Annotated in this window: 24 protein-coding genes; 7 read left to right on the top strand and 17 right to left on the bottom strand. The window is 63.7% G+C overall.

Features of this window, described 5'->3' with window-relative positions:
• Positions 1–15: 15 nt before the first annotated feature.
• On the bottom strand, positions 16–1,401 hold the full coding sequence (locus ABIA96_RS26505) for a glycosyltransferase (RefSeq protein WP_354139981.1): 1,386 nt from the start codon (positions 1,399–1,401) through the stop codon (positions 16–18).
• A gap of 705 nt (positions 1,402–2,106) precedes the next feature.
• On the opposite strand from ABIA96_RS26505, the gene ABIA96_RS26500 reads away from it, so the two are divergent.
• Complete coding sequence (locus tag ABIA96_RS26500) at positions 2,107–2,970, top strand: glycosyltransferase family 25 protein (RefSeq protein ID WP_354139980.1); 864 nt, start codon at positions 2,107–2,109, stop codon at positions 2,968–2,970.
• 30 nt (positions 2,971–3,000) lie between these two features.
• On the opposite strand, the gene ABIA96_RS26495 is transcribed toward ABIA96_RS26500, so the two are convergent.
• The 4 genes from ABIA96_RS26495 to ABIA96_RS26480 all read right to left on the bottom strand — a co-directional run bounded on the left by ABIA96_RS26495 (position 3,001) and on the right by ABIA96_RS26480 (position 6,673).
• Positions 3,001–4,506, bottom strand: coding sequence for a glycosyltransferase family 39 protein (locus ABIA96_RS26495; protein ID WP_354139979.1), 1,506 nt, complete (start codon positions 4,504–4,506; stop codon positions 3,001–3,003).
• A gap of 30 nt (positions 4,507–4,536) precedes the next feature.
• The gene (locus ABIA96_RS26490; protein WP_354139978.1) at positions 4,537–5,670 is read right to left on the bottom strand and encodes a glycosyltransferase; all 1,134 of its coding nucleotides are present in this window, start codon (positions 5,668–5,670) and stop codon (positions 4,537–4,539) included.
• Between the two features lie 258 nt (positions 5,671–5,928).
• On the bottom strand, positions 5,929–6,135 hold the full coding sequence (locus tag ABIA96_RS26485) for a hypothetical protein (protein WP_354139977.1): 207 nt from the start codon (positions 6,133–6,135) through the stop codon (positions 5,929–5,931).
• 157 nt (positions 6,136–6,292) lie between these two features.
• Entirely contained in the window at positions 6,293–6,673 is a 381-nt protein-coding gene (locus ABIA96_RS26480; RefSeq protein ID WP_354139976.1) for a hypothetical protein, read from the bottom strand.
• A 104-nt stretch (positions 6,674–6,777) separates the two neighbouring features.
• Here ABIA96_RS26480 and ABIA96_RS26475 point away from each other — a divergent pair, with 104 nt between their 5' ends.
• Both ABIA96_RS26475 and ABIA96_RS26470 read left to right on the top strand, forming a co-directional pair.
• Entirely contained in the window at positions 6,778–7,614 is an 837-nt protein-coding gene (locus ABIA96_RS26475; protein ID WP_354139975.1) for a DUF72 domain-containing protein, read from the top strand.
• Positions 7,615–7,623: 9 nt separating this feature from the next.
• A complete protein-coding gene (locus ABIA96_RS26470) occupies positions 7,624–8,085 on the top strand; it encodes a DUF488 domain-containing protein (RefSeq protein WP_354139974.1) in 462 nt (153 codons plus the stop codon).
• Positions 8,086–8,283: 198 nt separating this feature from the next.
• Here ABIA96_RS26470 and ABIA96_RS26465 read toward each other — a convergent pair whose 3' ends face one another.
• The 6 genes from ABIA96_RS26465 to ABIA96_RS26440 all read right to left on the bottom strand — a co-directional run bounded on the left by ABIA96_RS26465 (position 8,284) and on the right by ABIA96_RS26440 (position 14,668).
• Positions 8,284–9,198, bottom strand: coding sequence for a PhzF family phenazine biosynthesis protein (locus ABIA96_RS26465; RefSeq protein ID WP_354139973.1), 915 nt, complete (start codon positions 9,196–9,198; stop codon positions 8,284–8,286).
• A gap of 574 nt (positions 9,199–9,772) precedes the next feature.
• A complete protein-coding gene (locus tag ABIA96_RS26460) occupies positions 9,773–11,080 on the bottom strand; it encodes an adenylate/guanylate cyclase domain-containing protein (protein ID WP_354139972.1) in 1,308 nt (435 codons plus the stop codon).
• Between the two features lie 30 nt (positions 11,081–11,110).
• Positions 11,111–12,274 carry an ABC transporter permease gene (locus tag ABIA96_RS26455; protein ID WP_354139971.1) on the bottom strand — a complete coding sequence of 388 codons (1,164 nt, stop codon included), beginning with the start codon at positions 12,272–12,274 and terminating at the stop codon, positions 11,111–11,113.
• Positions 12,271–13,203, bottom strand: coding sequence for an ABC transporter ATP-binding protein (locus ABIA96_RS26450; protein ID WP_354139970.1), 933 nt, complete (start codon positions 13,201–13,203; stop codon positions 12,271–12,273). The genes ABIA96_RS26455 and ABIA96_RS26450 overlap by 4 nt, the downstream gene beginning before the upstream one ends.
• Positions 13,200–13,988 (bottom strand): HlyD family secretion protein, encoded by a 789-nt coding sequence (locus ABIA96_RS26445; RefSeq protein WP_354139969.1) that lies wholly within the window; start codon positions 13,986–13,988, stop codon positions 13,200–13,202. Before ABIA96_RS26445 ends, ABIA96_RS26450 begins: the two co-directional genes overlap by 4 nt.
• Positions 13,985–14,668, bottom strand: a complete 684-nt coding sequence (locus tag ABIA96_RS26440) for a TetR/AcrR family transcriptional regulator (protein WP_502918850.1) — start codon at positions 14,666–14,668, stop codon at positions 13,985–13,987. Before ABIA96_RS26440 ends, ABIA96_RS26445 begins: the two co-directional genes overlap by 4 nt.
• A 107-nt stretch (positions 14,669–14,775) precedes the next feature.
• On the opposite strand from ABIA96_RS26440, the gene ABIA96_RS26435 reads away from it, so the two are divergent.
• Genes ABIA96_RS26435 through ABIA96_RS26425 form a run of 3 tightly spaced genes read left to right on the top strand, consistent with a single transcriptional unit; the run spans position 14,776 to position 16,010 of the window.
• Positions 14,776–15,111 (top strand): ArsR/SmtB family transcription factor, encoded by a 336-nt coding sequence (locus ABIA96_RS26435; protein WP_354139967.1) that lies wholly within the window; start codon positions 14,776–14,778, stop codon positions 15,109–15,111.
• Complete coding sequence (locus ABIA96_RS26430) at positions 15,108–15,584, top strand: SRPBCC family protein (RefSeq protein ID WP_354139966.1); 477 nt, start codon at positions 15,108–15,110, stop codon at positions 15,582–15,584. Before ABIA96_RS26435 ends, ABIA96_RS26430 begins: the two co-directional genes overlap by 4 nt.
• 12 nt (positions 15,585–15,596) lie before the next feature.
• Positions 15,597–16,010, top strand: a complete 414-nt coding sequence (locus tag ABIA96_RS26425; protein ID WP_354139965.1) for a GFA family protein — start codon at positions 15,597–15,599, stop codon at positions 16,008–16,010.
• Between the two features lie 108 nt (positions 16,011–16,118).
• Here ABIA96_RS26425 and ABIA96_RS26420 read toward each other — a convergent pair whose 3' ends face one another.
• On the bottom strand, positions 16,119–16,529 hold the full coding sequence (locus tag ABIA96_RS26420; RefSeq protein WP_354139964.1) for a DUF2000 family protein: 411 nt from the start codon (positions 16,527–16,529) through the stop codon (positions 16,119–16,121).
• A 200-nt stretch (positions 16,530–16,729) separates the two neighbouring features.
• On the opposite strand from ABIA96_RS26420, the gene ABIA96_RS26415 reads away from it, so the two are divergent.
• Entirely contained in the window at positions 16,730–18,553 is a 1,824-nt protein-coding gene (locus ABIA96_RS26415; RefSeq protein WP_354139963.1) for a CYTH and CHAD domain-containing protein, read from the top strand.
• 15 nt (positions 18,554–18,568) lie between these two features.
• Here ABIA96_RS26415 and ABIA96_RS26410 read toward each other — a convergent pair whose 3' ends face one another.
• From ABIA96_RS26410 to ABIA96_RS26390, 5 genes are all read right to left on the bottom strand, one after another.
• Positions 18,569–18,958: a DUF4189 domain-containing protein gene (locus ABIA96_RS26410; protein ID WP_354139962.1), complete on the bottom strand. Its 390-nt coding sequence runs from the start codon at positions 18,956–18,958 to the stop codon at positions 18,569–18,571.
• A gap of 225 nt (positions 18,959–19,183) precedes the next feature.
• Entirely contained in the window at positions 19,184–20,788 is a 1,605-nt protein-coding gene (locus tag ABIA96_RS26405; RefSeq protein ID WP_354139961.1) for an NTP transferase domain-containing protein, read from the bottom strand.
• Positions 20,785–21,486, bottom strand: coding sequence for an XdhC family protein (locus ABIA96_RS26400; RefSeq protein WP_354139960.1), 702 nt, complete (start codon positions 21,484–21,486; stop codon positions 20,785–20,787). Before ABIA96_RS26400 ends, ABIA96_RS26405 begins: the two co-directional genes overlap by 4 nt.
• Positions 21,487–21,488: 2 nt before the next feature.
• Positions 21,489–21,812: an XdhC family protein gene (locus ABIA96_RS26395; protein ID WP_008564652.1), complete on the bottom strand. Its 324-nt coding sequence runs from the start codon at positions 21,810–21,812 to the stop codon at positions 21,489–21,491.
• A gap of 11 nt (positions 21,813–21,823) precedes the next feature.
• Positions 21,824–23,026 (bottom strand): vWA domain-containing protein, encoded by a 1,203-nt coding sequence (locus tag ABIA96_RS26390; RefSeq protein WP_354139959.1) that lies wholly within the window; start codon positions 23,024–23,026, stop codon positions 21,824–21,826.
• Positions 23,027–23,106 lie beyond the last annotated feature (80 nt).

Here is a 23,106-nt window from a genome sequence, read left to right as displayed (position 1 = left end):
CGAGCTCGCTTCCGCCTATTGCGCCTTGCGCCTCAGCACACCCAGGCCGCCCAGCTTGCCGCGCGACATCAACTCGCGGAAACTGTCGTTAAGGAGGATCTCGTCGACGTCGTCCGAGATCAACTTCACTTCGGCCTCGGTCATGACGTTGGACGTGAACACGCCGCTCTGCTTCATGGCGTTGAGCACATCCTTGACCAGGGGCGCGCCGTTGGACGGGATCTCCGGCGGCTGCCAATCCAGATCTTCGATCACGAACATGCCGCCCGGCCTCAGCGAAGGAAACAGCACGCCGAGTGTCAGATGCTGATGCGCCGAGGCGTGAGAGCCGTCATCGATGATGATGTCCAGCGGCTTTTCCTTGGCTGCAAGCTGCTCCAGCATGCCGCGATCGCCCTGATCGACGAGATGGATCCTGACTCGCGGATGGGAGAACCAGCTGAAATCCTCGATGTCGGCGCCGATGACTTCGGCATTCGGGAAGTAATCCAGCCACATCTGCAGCGACGGCACCTGATCCTGAGACCAGCCTTCGACCCGCCCCCGGCATAGACCGATTTCCAGGATACGAATGGGCTCGAGGGCCTTCGACCGAAACAGCTCGTGATAGATTCGCGTATAGTGATGGGCAAGATGGCCCTTGTAGACTGCGCCCTTGTCCGAGTCGTATTTCGCCGCAAGCTGCGTCAACCAATTCGGCTCAAGCACCAGCTTCTTGAGATAACCTGCCACGCTCTGCTCGGGGACCGCATCGAAGCGCAGCCCTTTCTCGGCCCACATTTTTCCCCAGAGATGGACACCCGTCACACGGGGGTCGCTCAAGAGATCGAAGCCAGCCCGGCCTTCGGCGGCAAACAAATCCACTTCACGCCAGTCGATCGCGTTGAAAGTTGTCGGCGGCAAGATCGAGGATTGGAGTTCCTCGTCGCCTGCCACCAGCAGGTATTCGCTCAGCAGCAACGGCCCCACCGCGCCGTATTCGACGCGCTTTTCGCTGAAGAGCCGCTGGAGGGACAACGCGTATAGATTGGCCATGTGAAGCGAGCCCTTGGGCGCGCGCATCACGTCGCCGACGCACACATGCCCGTTCTCGACTCCCGACCATTGCGCCGAAAACACGTGCTCCCTGCCAAAATCCAGAGGCTTTACGAGCACGATGTCCGTATCGAGCCACCAGCCGCCGAATTCATGAAGGACGGCATAGCGAAAGATGTCGCTGAAGTAACGGATCTCGCTGTTCAGGACGGCGTGCTGGTAGATCGCACCCGGCACGAGGTTTGTCGCATCGACCACCATGACGCCCGGCGGCACACGTGCCTGCATGGCGCCGACATTGTCGTAAGTGTACAGCTTCACTGGATGGCCCTGACGAACCATCGACTGCAGCGAGAGACGCGACATCTCGCTCAGCGGCGCATTCGACCAGAAGCAGTGAATGGGATCGCGGGCTTCTTCCAACCCGGGGGGGGCTTTGAAGATGCGGATTGAATGGCTTTGTCAGGGCATTCCAGCCGCTGCGAGGAACCGAACGGCACTCTGCAAGGAATGGCAATTTCTGATACGCGCGAGCGATCAGAAAGCAAAGGCTCGCCTGGTTGACGTGCCCCGCCCTGTTCAATGCATTGCCAAAGTTCTCCCAGATTGAGGGATCAACGGGATCAAGCGCCACCGCGCGTTGAAACGCCTCCAGCGCCTCCGCCTGAAGCCCCTTCCCTTGCAGAGCCGTCCCGAACGTTGCGAGATAGGTCGCCTTCATCTCGTTCGTAAGAGCACGGCCGGCCCACTCGATGGCGGCATCGTAATTCCCGTTGAGCAGCGAGACACCCGCCATCAGATGAAGCAGGCCGGCATGGTTCGCGTCCGAGGCAAGGCCTTCGCGACAACGGGCTTCGGCCTGTTCAAGCTCGCCCGTCTTCAGGTGTCGAAGGCAGATCTGGTAAACTTCATCCCGTGTCAAGGAAGACGGCTCTGTCGAAATCTCGTCTGCCCTTGCGAGAGTGCCGTCGTGATAGTTCATCGGGGACCTTCCGGATCAAGGGAGAGCGGGCAGCAACGCGATTCCCGAGACGGCAGGAAGGTTGCCGCCTCTCAATTATCCCATGGAGCTTGCTCGAAGCTGGACACCGCTTTCGCCTCGGCGCGCCGGCGCGTGGCGAATCAAGGTGGCCATTGATATGGCTGCAACCAGCGGTCGGGGCGCTTCATCCGATCTTTGAATCTGGTCCTTGCATGAAGAACTTTGTCGTCAACCTCAACCGTCAGCCGGAAAAGTACGAAAGCTTCCTGAGACTGAACGCCGGGTCGAAGATCGCCTTCGAGCGATTTGAGGCGTCGGACGGCGCATCGCTCTCATCGCAGGATGCGCTTGGGATGAACCTGGTGGTGCCCGGTGCACAGTTTACGCCGGGTGCTGTCGGTTGTGCGGCCTCACACTTGCGGATCTGGCAACAGATAGCTCAATCCGAGGTGCCGGCACTCGTATTCGAGGACGACGCGATTGTCCGCAATGACATCACCGAGCATCTGGATTTCCTTCGCCGTCTCAAGGACTGGGATTACGTCGCGCTCGGCTACAATACGGACTCCATTCTCGAGCTCGAGCTGACGCCCGGCTTCAAGTCCGCGATGGTGTTTGCGCCCAAGCAGCCAAGCGACGAAAGTGCTGCCGTTTTTCAAAGATCGACCGCAGAGGTCGCCGCGTTTCGGCTCATCAATTGCTTCGGCACGGCGGGTTATGTGGTTTCGCCCCGAGGCGCGAAGAGACTCCTGGAGCTCTGCTTTCCGATGGAAAACCGGTTTCTTCGGGTTGCGGCGCTCAATCGCACGATCCCGGTCATGGGGGTCGATGGCATGATGAACTTCATCTACAATTCGATCGAGGCCTTCGCCTGCCTCAGTCCGCTGGTCATTCCAAAGAACGACAACGCCGTCTCGACAACCGTTCCGACCGGCGAAATTCCCCGCTGGTGAATGTAGCCCGCACCGCGGGGTGCCCCAGGTTCAAGGCAGGAGCTCAGGCGGCGGCGAGCGGTCCAGCACGTCGCCCTTGGCGCCCTCGAGCAGATCGATCCCGTAAGTCTCGACGACGAGCGGCCCGCGCTTGCGCTGCAGCTCGGCGACACGCGTCACCTGCGCGAAGAGGTCGTTCAGGAAAGGATGGCCGTCGGGACGCAGCTCGTCGACATAGATCAGCTTGCCCGCGAGCAGTTTTGGATCTGGCTCGGGCATGTTGACCCAGCGGATGCGCTGGTTCTGCTGCACCACGCAAGTGCCGCGCGGCAGATAGAAGGCAAGCCAGCCCGTCGTGCCATAATCAGGCGTGAGCACACAGGTTGCCCCGTTGCGGACGCGCGCGGCTTCGATATCTGCGGCGAGTGCGCGCCAGCCGACGCCGACGCTGCGCACGGTTGCATCACGGCGATAGCCGGATAGCCAGCCGGTGTTGGCCTGCAAGATCAACGCAGCAAACATCACGATGCCGGTGGGCGCGGCCCACCGCAGGCTGAAATCCACCAGGCGTCGCGTACGCGGTTTCCACTGCGCGAGGTTGGCGGCCGCTGCGGCCGCAACGACGAAGGGCGGGTAGACCGGTGCGAACCAGTTGGCCTCGACGCGGGCATGCAGCGAATGCCAGACGAAATAGGCAACGATGGTCCAGAACATCGTCTCGATCAGCACGCGCGAGGCGAGCGCGCCGGCACGGCGCCAGGTCAGCGCGTGAAGCCCCATCGCGCCGAGGATGAACACCAGCGGGGTCGCAAACGCAATCTGGGTCGGGATCAGCTCGGCTATGAAAACCGGGCGAAAATCCTCGATCCTGGCGCGCCCGAGCTGTTTGACGAACGAGACCCAGTGATGATCCGCATTCCAGAGGATCACCGGCGAGAACAGCGCGAGCGCAACGAGGCCGCCGAGATAGGGCCAGGGCGAGAGGAACCATCGCCGCAGTTTCGGCACCGCCCCGAGCCAGATCAGGATCGACGCGCCAAAGAACATCGCGGTGTACTTTGACAGCAGCGCCGCGCCGACCGCGGCGCCGACCGCAAGCCACCAGGCACCGCGGCCGGTTTCAAGCACCTTGGCGAGGAAGAACAGCACGAAGCTGGAAGCAACCAGCAGCGGGGCATCCGGCGTCACGATCAGCGTACCGACCGAGGCCATCATCGTTACATTGAGCAGGATGGCGCTGGTCGCGGCCACGCGGGCGCCGCCGAACAGGATCGCGGCCGTGCGATAGATCGCATAGCTCATCGGCAGCGCGAGCAGGACCGAGACCAGACGGACACCAAGCTCGGTGTCGCCAGCGATCATGGTGCCGGCGCGGATGACGTAAGCCACCATCGGCGGGTGGTCGTAATAACCGCCCGCGAGGTTCTTCGACCACATCCAGTAGTAGGCTTCGTCGAAGGTGATCGGCGTGAAGGCGGCGGCGACCAGCCGCAAGCCGACCAGTGCAACAATCACCAGCGCCGTATTGCGGACGATCCGCGCGTCAGCCCCGCCCATACGAGCTTCCTTGCAAGCTGCCTTGACGCGCTATTTCTTGCGCCAGACGAACAGTCCGGACATCGCGTAATTCCACACCACGCCCATCAACGCTCCGGCGAGACCCGCCAGCCACCAGATCGGCTCCTGGTCGTAGACCGAGAAGGCGACGCCGACATTGGCGAGCAGACCGACACTGCAGACGATGTAGAACATGATCAGGCCGCGCAGGATCGCAAAGCCCTTCAGCCGCTGGTCGCGATAAGTGAGGAAGTTGTTCAGGATGAAGTTGGTGGTCATGGCGACGATGGCGCCCGCGGCTTGCGCCTCCGCGAACGGTGCCTTGATCAGCTCGAGCGCGATGAACAGCGTGGTGAGATGCACCACGAGGCCGATGCCGCCCACCATCGCGAACAGGATGAAGCGCAGCGAGACGATGTCGTTGCTCAGCTTCGCCAGCACCAGGCCGACGAAATCCAGCGCGACCATGGAATCGAGCTTGCTCTCGCCGTGCTGGCGGGCGCCGAACGTATAGGGAATCTCGACCGCACGCAGATCGCCATGCGCGGTCGCGACGAGGTCGAGCAGGATCTTGAAGCCGTGCACCGACAGTTTCGGTGCCAATTGCTCGAAGCGGTCGCGGCGGACCATGAAGAAACCGCTCATGGGATCGGCGATCTCGACCCGGAGCATCTTCCTGGCGAACTCGGTCGCGAGCGCACTGGCGCCGGCGCGCTGCTTGTTGAAACCTTCGCTCTTGTAGCCCTCGATGTAGCGGCTGCCGACGACGAGTTCGGCCTGGTCGCTTGCGAGGAGCAACAGCATCTTCGGCAGCTGCGTCTCGTCGTGTTGGAGGTCGGCATCGATCACGGCAGCGTAGGGCGCGCTGGAGGCCAGGATGCCCTCGATGCAGGCCCCCGACAGGCCGCGGCGGCCGATACGGCGGATGCAGCGCACGCGGCTGTCTTTCTGGGCAAGCTCGCGCACGACATCCCAGGTGCCGTCGGGCGAATTGTCGTCGACGAACACGACCTCCCAGACGACGTTGACGAGCGTCGCCTCCAGCCGCCGGTACAGCACCGTGACATTGTCGCGCTCGTTGAAGGTCGGGACGATAACCGACAGTTCCGGCCCCTCTTGAGCCTGAGGCGGGTTGTCGGAGCCCTGTCTGATCGCTTCATTCATGACGGCAGCGTATATCCGCCGCGTCCTGCGCTGCCAAGTTCTAGGGCTATGAAGCTCGGGTTTCTGTGGGGAATGGCCCAAAAGGGGCCCTAAAATGCCAACGACCCCGGAATTGCGAACCGCGCGTACATCCGGCGCAGCCCAAGCTATTCCAAGGTCGTTCCAGCGCCGGAGTTTTCGCTCAACGTCGCCGTTACAAGCCAGATAGGAATGACGAAGCGGCTTCGCAAGGGGTCAGAAAGCGCTTTTATCAGGCCGTCACTGGTTCGGGACTTCCCGGATCACCGGGCCTCGCGGCGCCGGTGCCACAGGGGCCGCGGGCGCCATGGCGGCGGGGGCCGGCTCGACCTGGGCCGGCTTGGGGGGCTTGCCGTACTGTCCGATCGGCCCGAAGACGACAGCGACCGCAAGCACGACCGCCGCGACGATCGCGCCACAAATGCCACCCACCGACTCAGACGACATGCCAACCCGTCCCCGTTCCAGATGGACCCAGTCTTACCACGCATGAGCGCGCAGCTGGAAGGGCCCTTCGCGGAGGGGCAAATAGCGATTGGCGAGTAGCGAACGAGGCAGGCCGGCCTTCTTGCCCACTATTCGCTATTGGCCATTCGCCTCTCCCCTACTTCTGCGGCGGCCGATGCTTGACGAAGGCGGTCACGATGTCCTTTTGCGCCGCCTCCACCGCCCTGTTCGCGGTCGCGAGATGGGCACCGGATTCGATGTTCGGGTATTGGGAGGTGAGATAGTCGAGCAGCGCCACCCGGTAATATTGCCGCTCCGACGGGCATGCGCCGGCGACCGAGCGGCCAAAATCCTGTTCGGACATTCCCTGATTGCCGTCGCGCGAATATTCCCGCGCCAGGCAATGCCAGTAATCGTCGCGGCCCTGCATGGCGAGCTTCTGCGCGCCTTTCGTGTCGTCGTCATCCGCCATAGCAGCAGACGTCATGGCAGCAGATGTCATCATGACGAGCGCCGCTCCCAGCATCAGCATCCGCATCTTGTTCTCCATTTTGCGCAGATTTCGTCGTGAGCTTAGACGGGATGCGACAACTGGCCAATCACTTCTGGTTTGAATAGGATGCAGCGCTCCCCTTCCCGTCGATGCGAGATCCCTCCGTGGCCAAAGCAAAAACTGCGTCCAAAAAATCCGGCAACATCTTCATCGGCATCGGCGGCTGGACGTTCGAGCCCTGGCGCGGCGTGTTCTATCCGGAGAAGCTGACGCAGGCGAAGGAGCTGTCCTACGCGGCCTCGAAGCTGACTTCGATCGAGATCAACGGCACCTATTACGGCTCGCAGAAGCCGGAGAGCTTTCGCAAATGGGCCGGCGAAGTGCCCGAGGGTTTTGTGTTCTCGGTGAAGGGGCCCCGCTTTGCCACCAATCGCCGCGTGCTCGCCGAGGCCGGCGATTCCATCAAGCGGTTCTATGATTCCGGCGTGCTGGAACTCGGCGACCATCTCGGCCCCGTGCTCTGGCAATTCGCGCCGACCAAGAAGTTCGACGGCGCCGATTTCGGCAAGTTTCTGGAGCTGTTGCCGCGCAAGCTCGAGGGGCGCGCACTTCGCCACGTGGTGGAGGTGCGTCACGACAGCTTCTGCGCGCCGGACTTCATCGCGCTGATCCGCGAGTTCGAAACGCCGGTCGTGTTCGCCGAGCACGGCAAATATCCGGCGATCGCCGACGTCGCCGGCGATTTCGTCTATGCCCGGCTGCAGAAGGGCAATGACGAGATCAAGACCTGCTATCCCCCGAAGCAGCTCGATGCCTGGGCCGGGCGCTTCCAGGCCTGGGCCGCGGGCGATGAACCCGACGATCTCCCGAAGGTCGATACGGCGAAGCCGAAGAAGGAACCGCGCGACGTGTTCGCCTACGTCATTCACGAGGGCAAGGTGCGCGCGCCGCACGGCGCCATGGAACTGATCGCGCGGGTGAGTTGAGGATCACTCATGGCCAGGGCGAAAAAGCTCTTCACCATCGGTTATGAGCAGACGCCGCCCAAGGCCGTGTTGGACGAGCTGGAGCAGGCCGGCGTCAAGCTCGTGGTCGATGTGCGCGCGGTGACGTCGTCGCGGCGGCCGGGCTTTTCCAAGAATCAGCTTGCCGCAGGCCTCGACGAACGCGGCATCGCCTATGTCCACCTCGCAGCCCTCGGCACGCCCAAGGCAGGCCGGCTCGCCGCGCGCAGCGGGCAATATGACGTGCTGGAGAAAGTTTACTCAAAGCACCTGAAGACGCCAGAGGCTCGAGAACAGATAGACGAGCTCTCGGCGCTGGTGAAGAAGGCCGGCCCGGTCTGCCTGCTCTGCTACGAGCGCGACCACACCCACTGCCACCGCCAGATGATCGCGGAGATCATCGAGGAGCGCGACGGAGTGGCGGTGAAGAATTTGGTAGGGCGGCAGGTGTAGCTACAACGTTCCAGGGCCCCGTAAGACGGGAAGACGATCCAGCAGTAGCCGTCATCCTGAGGTGGCCGCTTCTTCAGCGGCCCTCGAAGGACGACGGCGTGCCACCGACGTTGCAGCACCCGGGCCGTGCATCCTTCGAGGCTCGCAAGGGCTCGCACCTCAGGATGATGGATCGTTCTGCGTAACGAGTGGCGAGAGCTACCCCTCCCCCGCCAGCTTGAACGTCCCCTCCATCATCTGCACGCAGCTGCCGCCGACATGGGCGGAAACGATCTTGCCGTCCTGCTTGCGTACGCGCGTTAGCAACAGGCTCGGGCGGCCCATGTCAAAACCCTGGCCGACCGTGAGCTTCAATTCACCGTCTCGCACGGGATCGAGATCGGCGAACAGCGCGGCGGCGGCGACCGTGGCGCTGCCGGTGGCGGGGTCTTCGGCGAGACCGCCGGCACCGCGCATGAACATCCGCGCCTGCCGCTCGCTAGGCGCCTCCGATGCGGGCACATCGCTTGTATAGAACCACACCGAGCGGGCGTCATCGCGCGGCAATACCCTGCTGAACGCAGCCGCGTCAGGCCTCGCCCGCTTGAGCGCATCGCGCGAATGCAGCTCCGCCACCAGGAACGGCGTTCCGACGCCGACAACCTGCGGCGCGTGGCGATCGACCTTGATGTCATCAGCAGTCAAGGAGATGCAGGCCGCAACGTCAGCGGCGGAAACCTCCGCCAGTCGCGACAGCGGCTGCGGCGCGGTGAGCTCGGTGCTGATCACCCTTCCTTGCTCCCGCACGATATCGACCGGGACCAACCCAGCTATCTCCTCGAACAGCAATCGCGGCTTCGGCTCCTTGGCGAGGCTTGCCAGCACGAAGGAAGTGCCGACATTGGGATGGCCGGCGAACGGCATCTCCCTCACCGGCGTGAAGATGCGCACCTCGGCGTCGCTGGCCTTGTCGCGCGGCGGCAGCACGAAGGTCGTCTCGGAATAGTTGAACTCGGTCGCGATCGCCTGCATCTGCTGCGTGGAGAGCCCGCCGGCATCCAACACCACGGCAAGCTGGTTGCCGCCGAAGGCGCGGTCGGTGAACACGTCGACGGTGATGTAGCGGCGCTGCATGGTGTTTCCTCACGCAAATGGCGGCCGCGACCGGCCGCCTCGCGCGCACTCTACAAGCCCAAAACATCGCCCGTCATGCCGCAAAATTCGGAGCAATCGGAGCAATCGCGAAAGCGTGTCAGACGCGGAAGAGCGGCCGTGGCGACGCCAGCACTTGCGCGCGTTCGCGACCGCGCCAAGCCCGACGCCGGGTCGGTGAACGTCACCAACCCGGCTTCGTCTGCTTCGTACGTCAGTTCGTTTTGGGCATGCAGGGCGGCTCCTTGTAGGGCGCAGTGGCATACGCACCCTCGGCCGGAGCCCTGACGCAATCCGCCGTTGCGTGAACCGCGGCGCGTCGCGCAGGGGCGACGTCGCGTGCGGCAGCGGACTCGGTTTGATAGACGGCGGCAGCGATCTAGGCGACCGCAACAAGGGGCAATCGGGTCATTGGTTTTCTCCAGATCACAAACGGAAGCTGAGCTGTTTCGGCTTCCACAGTGCAAGACCTGAAAGGTACCAAGAATATTTCATCACGCGTCTTCAAGGAAACGCGACCCGCTTCACCGAAGCGCGACTCGCTTTTGAAGACTCCTCACCCCAGTTGAAACACCGCGACCGGGTGCTCGTAACCGCGCACCATGACCTCACCGAGGGCCACCGCATCCTCGCCGTCGTCCCCCAGCACCTCGCGCACGGACGCGGAGATCAGGAGCTGCGTGCCGAACTCCTTGTTCAGCGCCTCCAGCCGCGATGCAAAATTCACGGTGTCGCCGATCACCGTGTATTCCTTGCGCCGGGGCGAACCGATATTGCCGGCAACGACCTCGCCGAAATGGATGCCGATGCCGATCCTGAGCGGCCAGCTCGTCTGCGCATTGATGTGATCCATCGCGGTCAGCATGTCCCGGCCTGCGGCGACCGCGCGATGCGCGGCGTCGGAGGCTTCCAGGGGCGCGCCGAACAGCGCGAGAAAGCCGTCGCCCAAAAACTTGTTCACGATGCCGCCGTGGCGGTCGAGAATATCGACCAGCACCGCGAAGGCGCCGTCGAGCCGGTCCACGACCTCCTGCGGCGTGCGCGACTGCGCGCCGGCGGTAAAGCCCCTGAAATCGACGAACATCACGGCGACACGGCGAAGATCGCCAGCCCCGCTTGTCCCCTCCGCCATCAGCCGCTCGACCACCTGCGGGGACACGTGCTGACCGAACAGGTTCGTCACCCGATCGCGCGCGGTCGCCGCTGCAATGCTCGCGGCGAACTGCCGGCGCAATTGTGCGCCGACGGAGCCCGCCAGCACGCCGCAGATCAGGATCACCAAACTACGCACGGCGTGGAAATAGATCAGAGGTTCGCCGGCGTCGCTCGTCGAATTAAAGAACAGCGCAACAGCCAGCAGTTCGGCTGCCGCGACGAATCCGGTGAAGGTGGACAGCCAGAAATCGAGCCGCAGTGTCGAGAGAATGACGAAGATGAAATAGACCAGTGGCAACACGAAACCGAGCGCCTGGCTCGCGCCCATACTGCGGATCTGGAGGATCAGGATAAGCGTCGGTAGCGACGTTTCGATGAGGGTACCGATATAGCGCCTGATCACCGGCAGGTCGCGATCGAGGTCGAGGTTTCGCCTGATCTGGCCGTGGACCCAAATCTCGAACAGCAGGAATCCCGCCAGGAGGACATATTCGCGGACCATACCCTCCGTCCCGCGCCAGATCCGGTTCGCGATGGCGGGATCGATCACGAAGGTTGCCGTGAGCAAGACGACCATGACCAAGCCGGTGGCGATCAGCGCCTTCACCCGCAACAGCTCGGTGCGCAGCACCTCGCGTGTCAGTTCGCGCTCGAACGCCTCCGACAAGACGGCTTTCTGCCGGGCTATCCCGCTGACCAAGCTGACCATTCCACCCCCTCGATTCCGGGGCAGTCTGCCTCAATCCAGCGTGCGGCGGAAGCGCGTCACTGCGATGGTCATGGCGACCACCATCAGGGCGGCCAGCGCCAGCGTATCATAACGCAGGTTCTGCATGGTCGCGCCCTTCAACATGATGGCACGGACGATGCGCAAATAGTGCGTCAACGGCAGGCATTCGCCGACATATTGCGCCCAGACCGGCATGCCCGCGAACGGGAACATGAAGCCGGACAGCAGGATGCTCGGCAGGAAGAACATCATCGACATCTGCATGGCCTGCAGCTGGTTCTGCACCAGCGTCGAGATCGTGTAGCCGATCGACAGATTGGTGGCGATGAACAGGGTCGAGAGCAGCGCCAGCAGGAGAACGTTGCCGAGTATCGGCACGCCAAACAGGACAACACCGATACCGATGATCAGGAAGGCCTGGACGAAGCCGACCAGCACGTAAGGGATGATCTTGCCGAACATCACCTCGACCGGCTTGATCGGCATCGACAGCAGGGCTTCCATGGTGCCGCGCTCGACCTCGCGCGTCACCGACAGCGCGGTGAAGATCAGCATGGTCATGGTGAGGATCGTGCCGACCAGGCCCGGCACGATGTTGAGGCTGGAATTCGCGGCCGGATTGTAGCGGGCATGCGCGCGGATCTCGAACGGCATTTCCGGGGGATTGCCGATATAGAGATCGTGTGCGAGCGCGGTCTGCACGATCATGCCGAGCGAGCCGAGCGCTGCGCTCGCCGCGACCGGATCGGTCGCGTCGGCCGCGACCAGGAGCGCCGGCTTGTCGCCGCGCCGCACCGCACGCTCGAAGCCGCGCGGGATCTCGACGCCGAACAGCACCTTGCCGGATTTCAGGAGATTGTCGAATTCCTCGACGTCGTGCACCTCATAGAGGAAGCGGAAGTATCTGGTATTCTCCAGCGCCTTCAGCACCGAGCGGGCGAGATCGGAATCCTCCTGGAGCAGCACCGCACTTGGCAGATTGTGCGGCGTGGTGTTGATGGCATAGCCGAACAGCAAAAGCTGCATCACCGGCAGCATCACGATCATCGCAAACGACACCCGGTCGCGCTTGAGCTGGATGAACTCCTTGATCAGCATCGCATAGGAGCGCTTCCAGAAGCCGAAGCGTTCGCGGATCTCATGCGTCGGGGCCGATTGATCGGCGGCACTCATTGGAAATTGTCCTTGGAGCGGCCCATCAATTCGATGAAGACGTCTTCCAGCGAGGGCGCCGATTTGTGCCAATGAAGACCGCTCTTGTCGCGCCACGGCGCGATGCTCGACTCGAGCGCGGCGACATCGCGCCCCGAAACGTGCAGGGAGGTGCCAAACGGCGCCACCATGTCAACCCCGGGCTTGCCGGTCAGCGCCGCCGTGAGATCGTTCAGCTCTTCGCCGGTCACGGTGTAGGTCGTGAGCGCAGATCCCGCGATCACCTCATCCACCGTGCCATGGGTCAGCAGATGGCCGTAGGCGATGTAGGCGATCTCATGACAGCGCTCGGCCTCGTCCATGTAATGGGTCGAGACCAGCACGGTGAGCCCTTCGGCCGCAAGTGCGTGGATCTCGTTCCAGAAATCGCGCCGCGCCTTCGGATCGACACCCGCCGTCGGCTCGTCCAGCAGCAACAGTTTTGGGCTGGGCAGCGTGCAGGCACCGAGCGCCAGCCGTTGCTTCCAGCCGCCGGAGAGCTCACCGGCGAGCTGCTCCTCGCGGCCCGACAAGCCGAGCCGCTTGATCATGTCGCGCGCTGCACCCCGCGCATCGCTCATGCCATAGAGCCGCGCGACAAATTCGAGATTCTCGCGCACCGACAGGTCCTGATAGAGGCTGAAGCGCTGGGTCATATAGCCGACCTGGCGCTTGATCTTGTCGGCATCGCGCAAAATGTCGTAGCCGAGGCAGGTGCCCTCGCCGCTGTCGGGCGTCAGCAGGCCGCAGAGGATGCGGATCGTCGTGGTCTTGCCCGAGCCGTTCGGACCGAGGAAGCCATAGATCGAGCCACGCTTCACCTGCATCGACAGATCGTGCACGACCTCGCGGCCGCCGAACGATTTGGTCAGGCCCTTGACGTCGATTGCGATGTCGTTGCCCGCGTTCATCGCTTGTCCGCCACTGGGGTCTTTGGACTGAGATAGACGTCGATCGGCTGCCCCACTCGCAAGGCATCTGGCCGCGAAGGCCGCGCCTGGACCAGATAGACGAGCTTGTTGCGCTCTTCGAGGCTGTAGATCACGGGTGGGGTGTATTCAGCCGAGGTCGCGATGAAGTAGATCTTTGCGGTGAGATCGGCCGCGCAATTGTCGCAGGCGACCCGCACTTCGTCGCCGATCGCAAGCTTCGGCAACTCCGTTTCCGGCACGAAGAAGCGCAGCTTCATGTTGCCGGGCGGCATGATCGAGAGCACCGGCCGCTGCGCCGCCACCATTTCGCCCTCGCGGAAATAGATCTGCTGGATGGTGCCGGCGACCGGCGCAAAACCCTTGCGACGCGCCAGCCGTGTCTCCGAGGTCACCACCCGCGCCTGCGCGACCCGCAGATCCGAGACGGCGGAATCGAGCGCGGCCTGTGTGCCGGAACCGGTCTTGCGCAGGGAATCCGCACGATCGAACACCTGCTGCGCGTTGGCCAGCGTGGCCTTGGTCTGGTTGAGATCGGCAAGCTGGAGATCATCGTCCACCGAATAGAGGTGATCGCCGACCTTCACGGTGTCGCCCTCGCGGATATTCAGCTTCGTCACCCGGCCGGCCTCGTCCGGGCTGACATAGATCATGTCGGCCTCGACCCAGCCCTGGAAGCCCGGATCGCGCTTCTCCTTGCAACCGGCGAGCCCGGTCGCGAGGACAGCGGCTAACGCGATTGCAAAAATCCTTTGCGACGACCTCATGTCGCCCTCCGTTCGCCAAAAATCAAATCGAGATGAACGCGAAGCATGTCCTGCACGTCGAGCGGCGCGTGCCGCGCAAACAAGCTCTGCCAGATGACCGCGATCATCGCGGGTGCGATCATGATCTGCGGATAGCGCGCGAGGTCCTTTTCGCGGATCTCGCCGCGGGCAATGCCGAGCTCGATCAGCGCGCGCATCCCGGCGATCCCGCGCGAGACGACCTCGCGGTAATAGAAATCGGCGACCGATGGAAAGCGCGGCCCTTCCGCCACGATCAGGCGGACGAGATCGCCGCGCCGGGTGCCGATCACCTCTTTGATGAAGTTGCCGGCAAATGTTTCGATCAGATCGCGCACCGAACCCGTCGGCGGCGGCAATGCGTTGAGCCGCGCCACCACCGGCACGATCACGGTGCGCACGAGCTCTTCGAACATGGATTCCTTGTCCTTGAAGTGCAGGTAGATCGTGCCCTTCGCGACACCAGCGCGCTTCGCAATGTCGTCGAGCCGCGTCGCGGCAAAGCCCCGCGCGATGAATTCCTCCATCGCGGCCTCGACGATCGCATGACGCCGCTCCGCCGCGCGCGTGGCGCGGTTCGATGCCGGCGCGACTTCCGCGTCCGCGTCGTGCATCCGGTTCTTTGCGTGGGCCGGAGCCGCTTTGGTGGGCTTTCTTGTCATTTTACATTTATGACTGACTGGTCAGTCACAGTCAATTTGAATTCAGAGCCCGCCGTGGCAAATAAATTAGCATTGACTAATGAATTAGCGAACGCTAATTGATAGCCATGATCGAAGCCGTCCCAAACCCTGTCACCGCCGTGATGCGCGCCCTCGCCGATCCGACTCGCCGCGCGGTGTTCGAGCGCGTGTTCGACAGCGAGGAGATCAGCGTCGCCGAGCTCACGCGCGGCAGCGGCGTGACGCAGGGCGCGATCTCGCAGCACCTGAAATCGTTGAAGCAGGCCGGCCTCGTCGCCGAGCGCGCCGAGGGCCGCAACGTCTATTACCGCGCCGCCCCGCAAGGCCTCGAGCCGCTGGTGACCTGGATGGATCATTACGGCGTCTTCTGGCGCGAGCGCTTCGAGAACCTGCGTGACCTCTTGAAGGAGATCGACCCGTGAGTGCAGCTGAGTTGAAACCCGAGACCCGAGAAAACGTCCGAGATATCGTCATCGACGAGGTGCTCCCTCATGCACCGGAGACTGTCTGGAAGGTGCTGACAAGCGCGCAACTGATCGCGCGTTGGCTGATGAAGCCGACCGGCTTTGAAGCCATCGAAGGCAAGGCCTTCACGTTCCAGACCACACCGGGCGGCAACTGGGATGGCGTCATCCATTGCCGCGTCCTGGAGGTCGTAGCTCACAGACGCCTCGTCTACGCCTGGAAAGGCGGCGATGAGCGCAACTCCGGCTACGGCGCCCCGCTCGACACCGTCGTGACGTGGTCCCTCACCCCGGTCGAAGCCGGCACACGAATCCAGCTGGTCCATGCGGGCTTCGTCATACCCAGGAACGAGAGCGCCTACGCCGTCATGAGCGGCGGCTGGAAGAAGGTCGTGCGGCAGCTCGACGAGATCAGCGGCGAAGACAAGTAAGGAGTCATCACGATGGACACGCCCTATACCGGCGGCTGCGCCTGCGGCGCGATCCGCTATTCGATTGCCGGCGATCCCCTGTTCAGCAATCACTGCCAGTGCCGGGACTGCCAGCGCGAAAGCGGCAGCGGCCACGGCTCCTACGCCACCTTCGCGCGCGCCGGCGTCACGGTGACGGGCGAGGCCAAGACATGGGACATGGTCGGCGACAGCGGCAATGTGAAGACGCGCGCCTTCTGTCCCGAGTGTGGCGTGGCCGTCTACATGACCTTCAAGGCAATGCCCGATATCTTCACCATCCGCGCCGCCAGCCTCGACGCGCCCGCCCGCTACAAGCCGCAGGTGGTCACCTACGCCGCGCGCGCGCATGACTGGGATCATCTCGATGCTGGCCTGACCAAGTTCGAGGGCATGCCTCCGGGGTAGCCACGCACTCCGTCATTGCGAGGAGCGAAGCGAGGATGCAATCCAGAAGCCTTCGGGGAAAACTCGCTACGCTCGCAATGACGACGTGGAAGCCGTCGAGCACACCCACTAGCTATGGAACTTCAATCCATCGGCGATCTTGTCAATCACCTTGCGATCGGCGCGCATCGCGATGCCGACGAGATTGAGATCGGCGCGCGCGACCGCCTTCACCGCCTCGCGATTGGCGGCATCATGTGTGGTCTTGAACATGTCCTCGGTATAGACCGCCGGTGTGACATTGCGCGCAAGCGCGCGATCGAGTGCGCGTAACAACGCCGGACCATCGGCACCATAGATCAGGATCGGCTGGCCGATCAGCGCAAGATATTTCGTCGCCGAGGCGTCCTCATAGGCATCGCCAATGCACTCCGGAAAGGCGGCCGCGACGCCGCTCGTCAGGAACGATGCGACATTGAGCTTCTGCCAAGCCTCGAGATCGTTGCGAATGACAACGGCAATCTTCGTGTCGAACTGCATGAATTCTCCCAACACACATCCAAGCGTCGGGAAAGAATAGAGGATTCCTCGCGCGCCGGCGGCGAACACCAACGTAACCCGGATTGACCCATCGATCACAGCTCGGAAATTTCAATGGAGATGCGACCGGCTGCGCTTCTCCTCGCGAGTCAAGTCGGGTATATGTCGGCACTCTATTACCGAACTGTCATAAACCGTGCATGTCCGAATCTGGCGCCATCAAACGAGCCATCGAACCCGTACAAGGGCTTGCGAAAGCCAACGGCCATCCGATCCCCGAGGACGGGAAGAAATCCAGCAGCTTCGTTGTTCCTCCCGATCGTGAGGCGCCCGGTTCCGCATTCCCCGACAGCACGTCTTCGCGTGACGAATCTTTTTCCGCTGATGAAGCTCGTGCGGAGACGACTGCGCCGGAAACCCCGCCTTCGCGCGATGCTGCGCCGCGCGCCACCGAAATCGAGCTCAAGCTGCTCGTCGACGCCAATCGCCTGGCGAATTTCAACGATGTCCCGATCGTCGCCGCGAATGCGCGCAACAAGGGCACGCGCAAGCACCTGAAGGCGATCTATTACGATACGCCCAAGCGTACGCTCAAGCGTAGCGGATTGAGCTTTCGAATCCGTCAGAGTGGCGCGCGTTTCACGCAGACAGTGAAAGCCGAATTGACCAGCGATCCGCTACGCCGGGGCGAGTGGGAGGCAAGTGTGCCTTCCTTTGTGCCCGACATCGCGCTGGCACTCCCCTTTATCCCGGAGAAGCTGCGCGCCGATCTCGAGCGTCATCCGTTCGAAGCTGTCTTCACGACCGACATTCGTCGGCATCAGCGCATGGTGGACCTGCCGTCCGGCACGGTCGAGATCGCCTTCGACAAGGGCCATCTGATATCCGGCGATCGGTCGCTGCCGGTCAGCGAGATCGAGCTGGAGCTCAAGAGCGGCAGCCCGTCCGCCATCTGGGAGCTCGCGCTGCGGTTTGCCGAGCATGGTTCGGTGAAGCCGTCGATCCGGACCAAATCGGCGCGCGGCTTTGACCTCGCGGCCGATACGCCGCCGCGCGCACCGAAGCCGCCAAAGCTTCGTCTCGATCCCTCGACATCGCTCGATGAAGCTTTTTCCGAGATCCTGCGGTCCTGCCTTCTGCATCTGCTCCAGTCGCTGCCCGCTGCCGACGACGGTCGCGACCCCGAAGGGATGCATCAGCTTCGGGTCGCGCTGCGGCGCCTGCGATCCGCACTCGACCTGATGCGGTCGGTGGTGTCGTTGAACAAGCTCGACCTGATGCGCGCCGAGGCGAAATGGCTCGCGGCAAGTCTCTCCGGTGCGCGTGATTGGGACGTGTTTCGGCAGGACACGTTGCGGACCGTCGCGGATGGCTGTCCGTCGGTGACAGGCTTCGACACACTGGGTGAGCTCGCCGACGAACGCCGCGCGACCTGCTACGACAAGGCCCGCCTCGCCCTCGCCGACCGGCGCTGCCAGTATTTCGTGATCGGGCTCGGGGCCTGGATCGAAGCACGCGGCTGGCGCAGCGAGGTTGCTCCCGAAGGTCTGGCGCAACTGGCGGAGCCGGCGATCAATTTCGCGCGAGACATTTTGTCGGCGCAGCATGCGAAGGTGCTGAAGCGGGGCCGTCGCTTCAAATCGCTGCCGACGGACGAGCGGCACCGGGTCCGTCTCGCCGCGAAGAAGTTGCGCTACGTCGCCGACTTCCTGCTCCCCCTCTGCGGGCAGCGCAAATCCGCGCGGCGCTTCTCGCGCAGGCTCGCCGATCTCCAGCAGGAGCTCGGTATCTACAACGACATGGCGACGACGACGTCACTGCTTGCGGATGTCGACGCCGGCTCGACTGGCAGCGGCATGGCTGCGGCGGCGATCGCCGGCTGGCAGGCCCATGCCATGGTCGGCATCGAAGCGCGCCTGCTCAGGGCCTGGTCGGAATTCACCAGGGTCAAAGCGCCTTGGTCGATCGACGCGCCGGAGCAGCCGGTAAAACTGGTGCAAACCAACGCGGGATGGCTGCGCTAGCCGTTGATGGCAGCGCTAGCCTTTGGCGTCGCAGGCCCAGGCGCGGATCACGCATTCCTTGCCGCCATATTTGTAGCATTCGCGCGTGGCGGCATTGAGCGTGGCCGAGATCTTCGGCTTCACGGCATAGCCATAGGCGCCGCAGGGGTTGGCCATGTCGACCGACATCGCCGCACAGGCGCGCTTCATCGTTACGGTCGTGCAGTCACCCTTGCACTGCTTCTGTGCGGCGGCGCGCGCCTCGCGCTCGGCACCATAATCATAGGCCTGGCCATAGGCGCCGCACTTGCCGACGGCAAAGGCGCCGGCCGCATGGGCTTCGGTGATATGACGGGCGCCGGCGATACAAACCGACAGCGCAAAGAAAAACATCGCGCAGCGGCGCGCGACGACGTTCGAAACCATGGAAAAACCCCTCACCCCCAAGGCAAGTGCAGAGGACTCTAAGCCGCGGTCGTTTCCAGATGGTGAACGAGGGGTTGAAATTGGTGATGTGTAATGTGTCGCTGCGGAAATAGTGCCGTAGGGTGGGCAAAGCGTAGCGTGCCCACGATCAACTCGCCGCATTGCGAGATCGTGGGCACGGCGCTGCGCGCCTTTGCCCACCCGGCACCGTTATTTACGGCACCTTTATCCGCGTCTCGCTGCTTCCAGCGCCTGCGGCGTGTCGATGTCGAGGAAGGCGCCCTCGCCGTCGACAGGGACCTCGGCAACTGCTTCCGTATGCTTGGCGATCAAATGCCGCGCGCCGATGTCGCCATCGAGCGTCATCAACTCCTTGAAGAAGCGGCGCGACCACAGCACGGGATTGCCGCGGCGGCCCTCGCTGACGGGCACGACGATGAGATTGCCGCGGTCCGGCGCAAAGCCATCGATGAGACGGTCGATGAGGCCGGCGTCGATCAGCGGCATGTCGCCGAGGCAAACCACGGCGCCATCGCTGGCGTCAGACACGGCCGCGATGCCCGCCTTGACCGAGCTCGCAATGCCGCCGGCAAAATCCGGATTCTTGACGAAACGCACCTTCAGGCCCTGCAGCGCCTGCTCGACCAGCTCGGTCTGGTGGCCGGTGACGACGATCACCTCGGATGCCTTGGACGCCAGCGCCTGCTCGGTCGCGATCCGCACCAGCTTCTTGCCATCGAGCTCGGCGAGCAGCTTGTTCGGTCCGCCCATGCGGGTGGAGCGACCGGCTGCGAGCACAATGGCGGCGACCTGGCTGTTGCCCTCGATTTCCGGTTTGGCGCGCGGCTGCGGCCGCGTCACGATCTCCATCAGGAGGCCGCCGACGCCCATGCCCATCAGCTCGGAGCGGGTCACCTTGATACCGGCGAGCAGCCGCATCAGCACCCAGTCGAAACCGTTCTCGACCGGCGAGCGCGCGCAGCCCGGCGCGCCCAGTACCGGCACGCTGCCGGCGCGCGCGATCAGCAGCAGATTGCCGGGATCAACCGGCATGCCGAAATGCTCGATCTCGCCGCCGATCTCAGTGACCGCGGCCGGGATCACGTCACGACGATCGGCGATCGCCGACGCGCCGAACACGATCACGAGCTCGGCCCCTAACGCGAGCAACTCCTTGATCGCCGCCGACAGTGCTCGCTCGTCGTGCTGGACCCGCCGCTCGGCGATGATGCTGGCGCCGGCCGGCGCGAGCCGCTCGGCGGTGACGCGCAGCGTCTTGTCGACCACCTTGGACGACAGGCCCGGCAGCAGCGTTGAGACCACGCCAACGCGCTTGATCACATAGGGCGCGATCCTGAGCACGTCGCGGCCTGCAGCCTTCACCGCGGCATCGCGCAGATTTCCTTCAACGCCGAACGGGATGATCTTGACCGTGCCGACCATCTCGCCTTCGACCACCGGCTTGTAAGCGGCGAGCGTGGCGAAGGTGATGGCCTCGTCGATATTGTTGATGCGGTCGACCGCGGCGCGATCGATCACCAGCAGGCCCGGGCGCGCGGCAAACAGGTTGGCGCGGCCGGTGAAGGCGCGCTCGACATGAATGCCCTCGCCGCCGATCGCAAGCGCGATGCTGGCAGCCGCGACGTCCTCGGAGACGTCGCCCGCTTCCATCCGCACCACCACGACATCGTTGATGCCGGCGCGCGTCAGCGCCTCGACCTCGGCAGGCCCGATCGTCGTGCCTTTCTTCAGCACCAGCGGACCCTGACGCAGGGTGTGGACGGTCACCCCGCCGATCGAATCCTGGGGGCTCGCCGGGCCGAACTTCATGCCGCTTCTTCTTTTTCTTTGGGAGGCAGGCGAAGCACCGCCGTGATCTCGGCCATGATCGACACCGCGATCTCGGACGGCGAGACTGCGCCGATCGCCAGCCCAATCGGCGCATGGATGCGCGCGATGTCACTATCCTTGGCGCCCTGCGCCCGCAGCCGGTCGCCGCGCTTGGCATGCGTCTTCCGCGAGCCGAGCGCGCCGATATAGAAGCACTTGCGCTCGAAGGCGTGCAGCAGCGCAGGATCGTCGATCTTCGGATCGTGCGTCACCGCGACGAAAGCCGTGTAAGCATCAACGTTGAGCGGGGGCAGCGCGGTGTCCGGCCAGTCGGCGACCAGCGGAATGTCGGGGAAGCGCTCAGTACTCGCAAACGCAGTACGCGGATCGACGACCGTGACGTCATAGCCGAGCGAGCGCGCCAGCGGCGCCAAGGCCTGGCTGATATGGACGGCACCGACGATGACGAGTTTTGCGGTCGGCGCGTAGACGTTAAAGAACAGCTTCTTGCCGCCGGTCTCGACATTGGCGCTCTTGCCCATGCGAAGCTGCTTGTCGAGCTCGGCGCGGAGCGGATCCTTGGCAAAATCCGCCGATTTCACCAGGCGCTGCTCGCCGCTCTCGGTATCGGTCACCAGAATCACGGGCCGGCGTGCGGCGCGCTCGGCATTGAGTTCGTGCAGGATTGCGAGCTTCACGGCTAGCCGACCTTCTCGACAAAGACGCGGATGGTGCCGCCGCAGGACAGACCGACATTCCAGGCGGTCTCGTCGGCGACGCCAAACTCCAGCATCTTGGGCTTGCCGCTCTCGATCACGTCCATGGCCTCGGTGACCACGGCGCCCTCGACGCAGCCGCCGGAGACCGATCCCAGAAACGTGCCCTCGTCGTTGATGACGAGGCTCGACCCGGCCGGGCGCGGGGCCGACCCCCAGGTCTCGACCACGGTTGCCAGCGCGACGCCACGGCCGGCCTTCTGCCAGTCCTCCGCCGCCTTCAGAATATCCTCGTCGCGATCGAGCATGGCTTTGCCTCTCAGGCTGCGGGGCGGATCAGGCTGCGGTGATGCGGCGGCAGCGGCCGGGACAGCGTGGTGATCAGCTCCTGGATTGAACCCAAATTATGCACGGGCCGGAATTCGTCAACGTGCGGGAGCATCATTTTGATACCCTGGGCTTTAGCCTCGAAGCCGCCGAACCGGAGCAGCGGGTTGAGCCAGATCAGCCGCCGGCAGGAGCGGTGCAGCCGGTCCATCTCGAAGGCGAGCTTGGAATCGGCCTCCCGCTCCAGCCCGTCGGAGATCAGCAGCACGATAGCGCCCTGGCTCAGCACCCGCCGCGCCCACAATTTGTTGAAGTTGTGCAGCGAGGCCGAGATCCGGGTGCCGCCGGCCCAATCCTCAACCGAGGCCGAACAGCTCGCCAGCGCCTCGTCCGGATCGCGCTGGCGCAGCGCGCGGGTCACGTTGGTCAGCCGGGTGCCGAACAGGAACACCGAGACTCGCTTGCGGGCGTCGCCGACGGCATGCAGGAAATGCAGGAACAGGCGCGTGTACTCACTCATCGAGCCGGAAATGTCGAGCAGCGCCACGATTGGCGCCGGCTTCTCGATCCGCCCGAGGCGATGGATGTCGATGATCTCGCCGCCGGTGCGCAAGGACGCGCGCAGCGTGCGGCGCATGTCGATCCGCAGGCCGCGCCGATCCGGCTGATGCCGCCGCGTCAGCAACTCCGCCTGCGGCAGCCGCATCCTCTCGATCGCGCGCAGCGCCTCGGCAATTTCGGCTGCGCTCATCTGCGCGAAATCCTTCTTCTGAAGGATCTCCTTGTCGGAAACCGACAGGCGCAGATCCTGCTCCTGGTGCTGCGGTGTCTCCGTCATCCGCGGCTGCGACATCGCCTCCTGCACGCGGCGCGAAGCGGCCTGTGGCTTCTTCTTGGCGCCATCCGGCAGCGGCACCGAATCCAGCATGTGCTTCCACTCTTCGGAGGCGCGAAAGAACAGGTTGAAGGCCTGCTTGAAAATCAGCGCATGCTCGTGGCGCATGACGAAAATCGACTCGAGCGTCGTGAAGACGTCGGCGCGGCTGCCGATGTCGATCACCTGCAGGGCGTTCATGGCATCGATCACCGCGCCCGGGCCGACCGGCATGCCGGCCGCACGCAGCGCACGCGCAAAGCCGACGATGTTGTCGGCGAACTGCTCGGTCTGCTCAGGCGCGAGGTGGTTGATGGCCATGGTCTGCTGTCTCTGCCGTCATTCCGGGGCACGCGAAGCGTGAGCCCGGAATCCATTTATCCGCGATCCCTCCCGCCTGA

It is taken from the genome of Bradyrhizobium sp. LB11.1 (assembly GCF_040549385.1).
In the GTDB taxonomy this organism is placed as follows: domain Bacteria; phylum Pseudomonadota; class Alphaproteobacteria; order Rhizobiales; family Xanthobacteraceae; genus Bradyrhizobium.
Note: the sequence above shows the minus strand (reverse complement) of the source record. Positions and strands in the feature narration are given on the sequence as shown.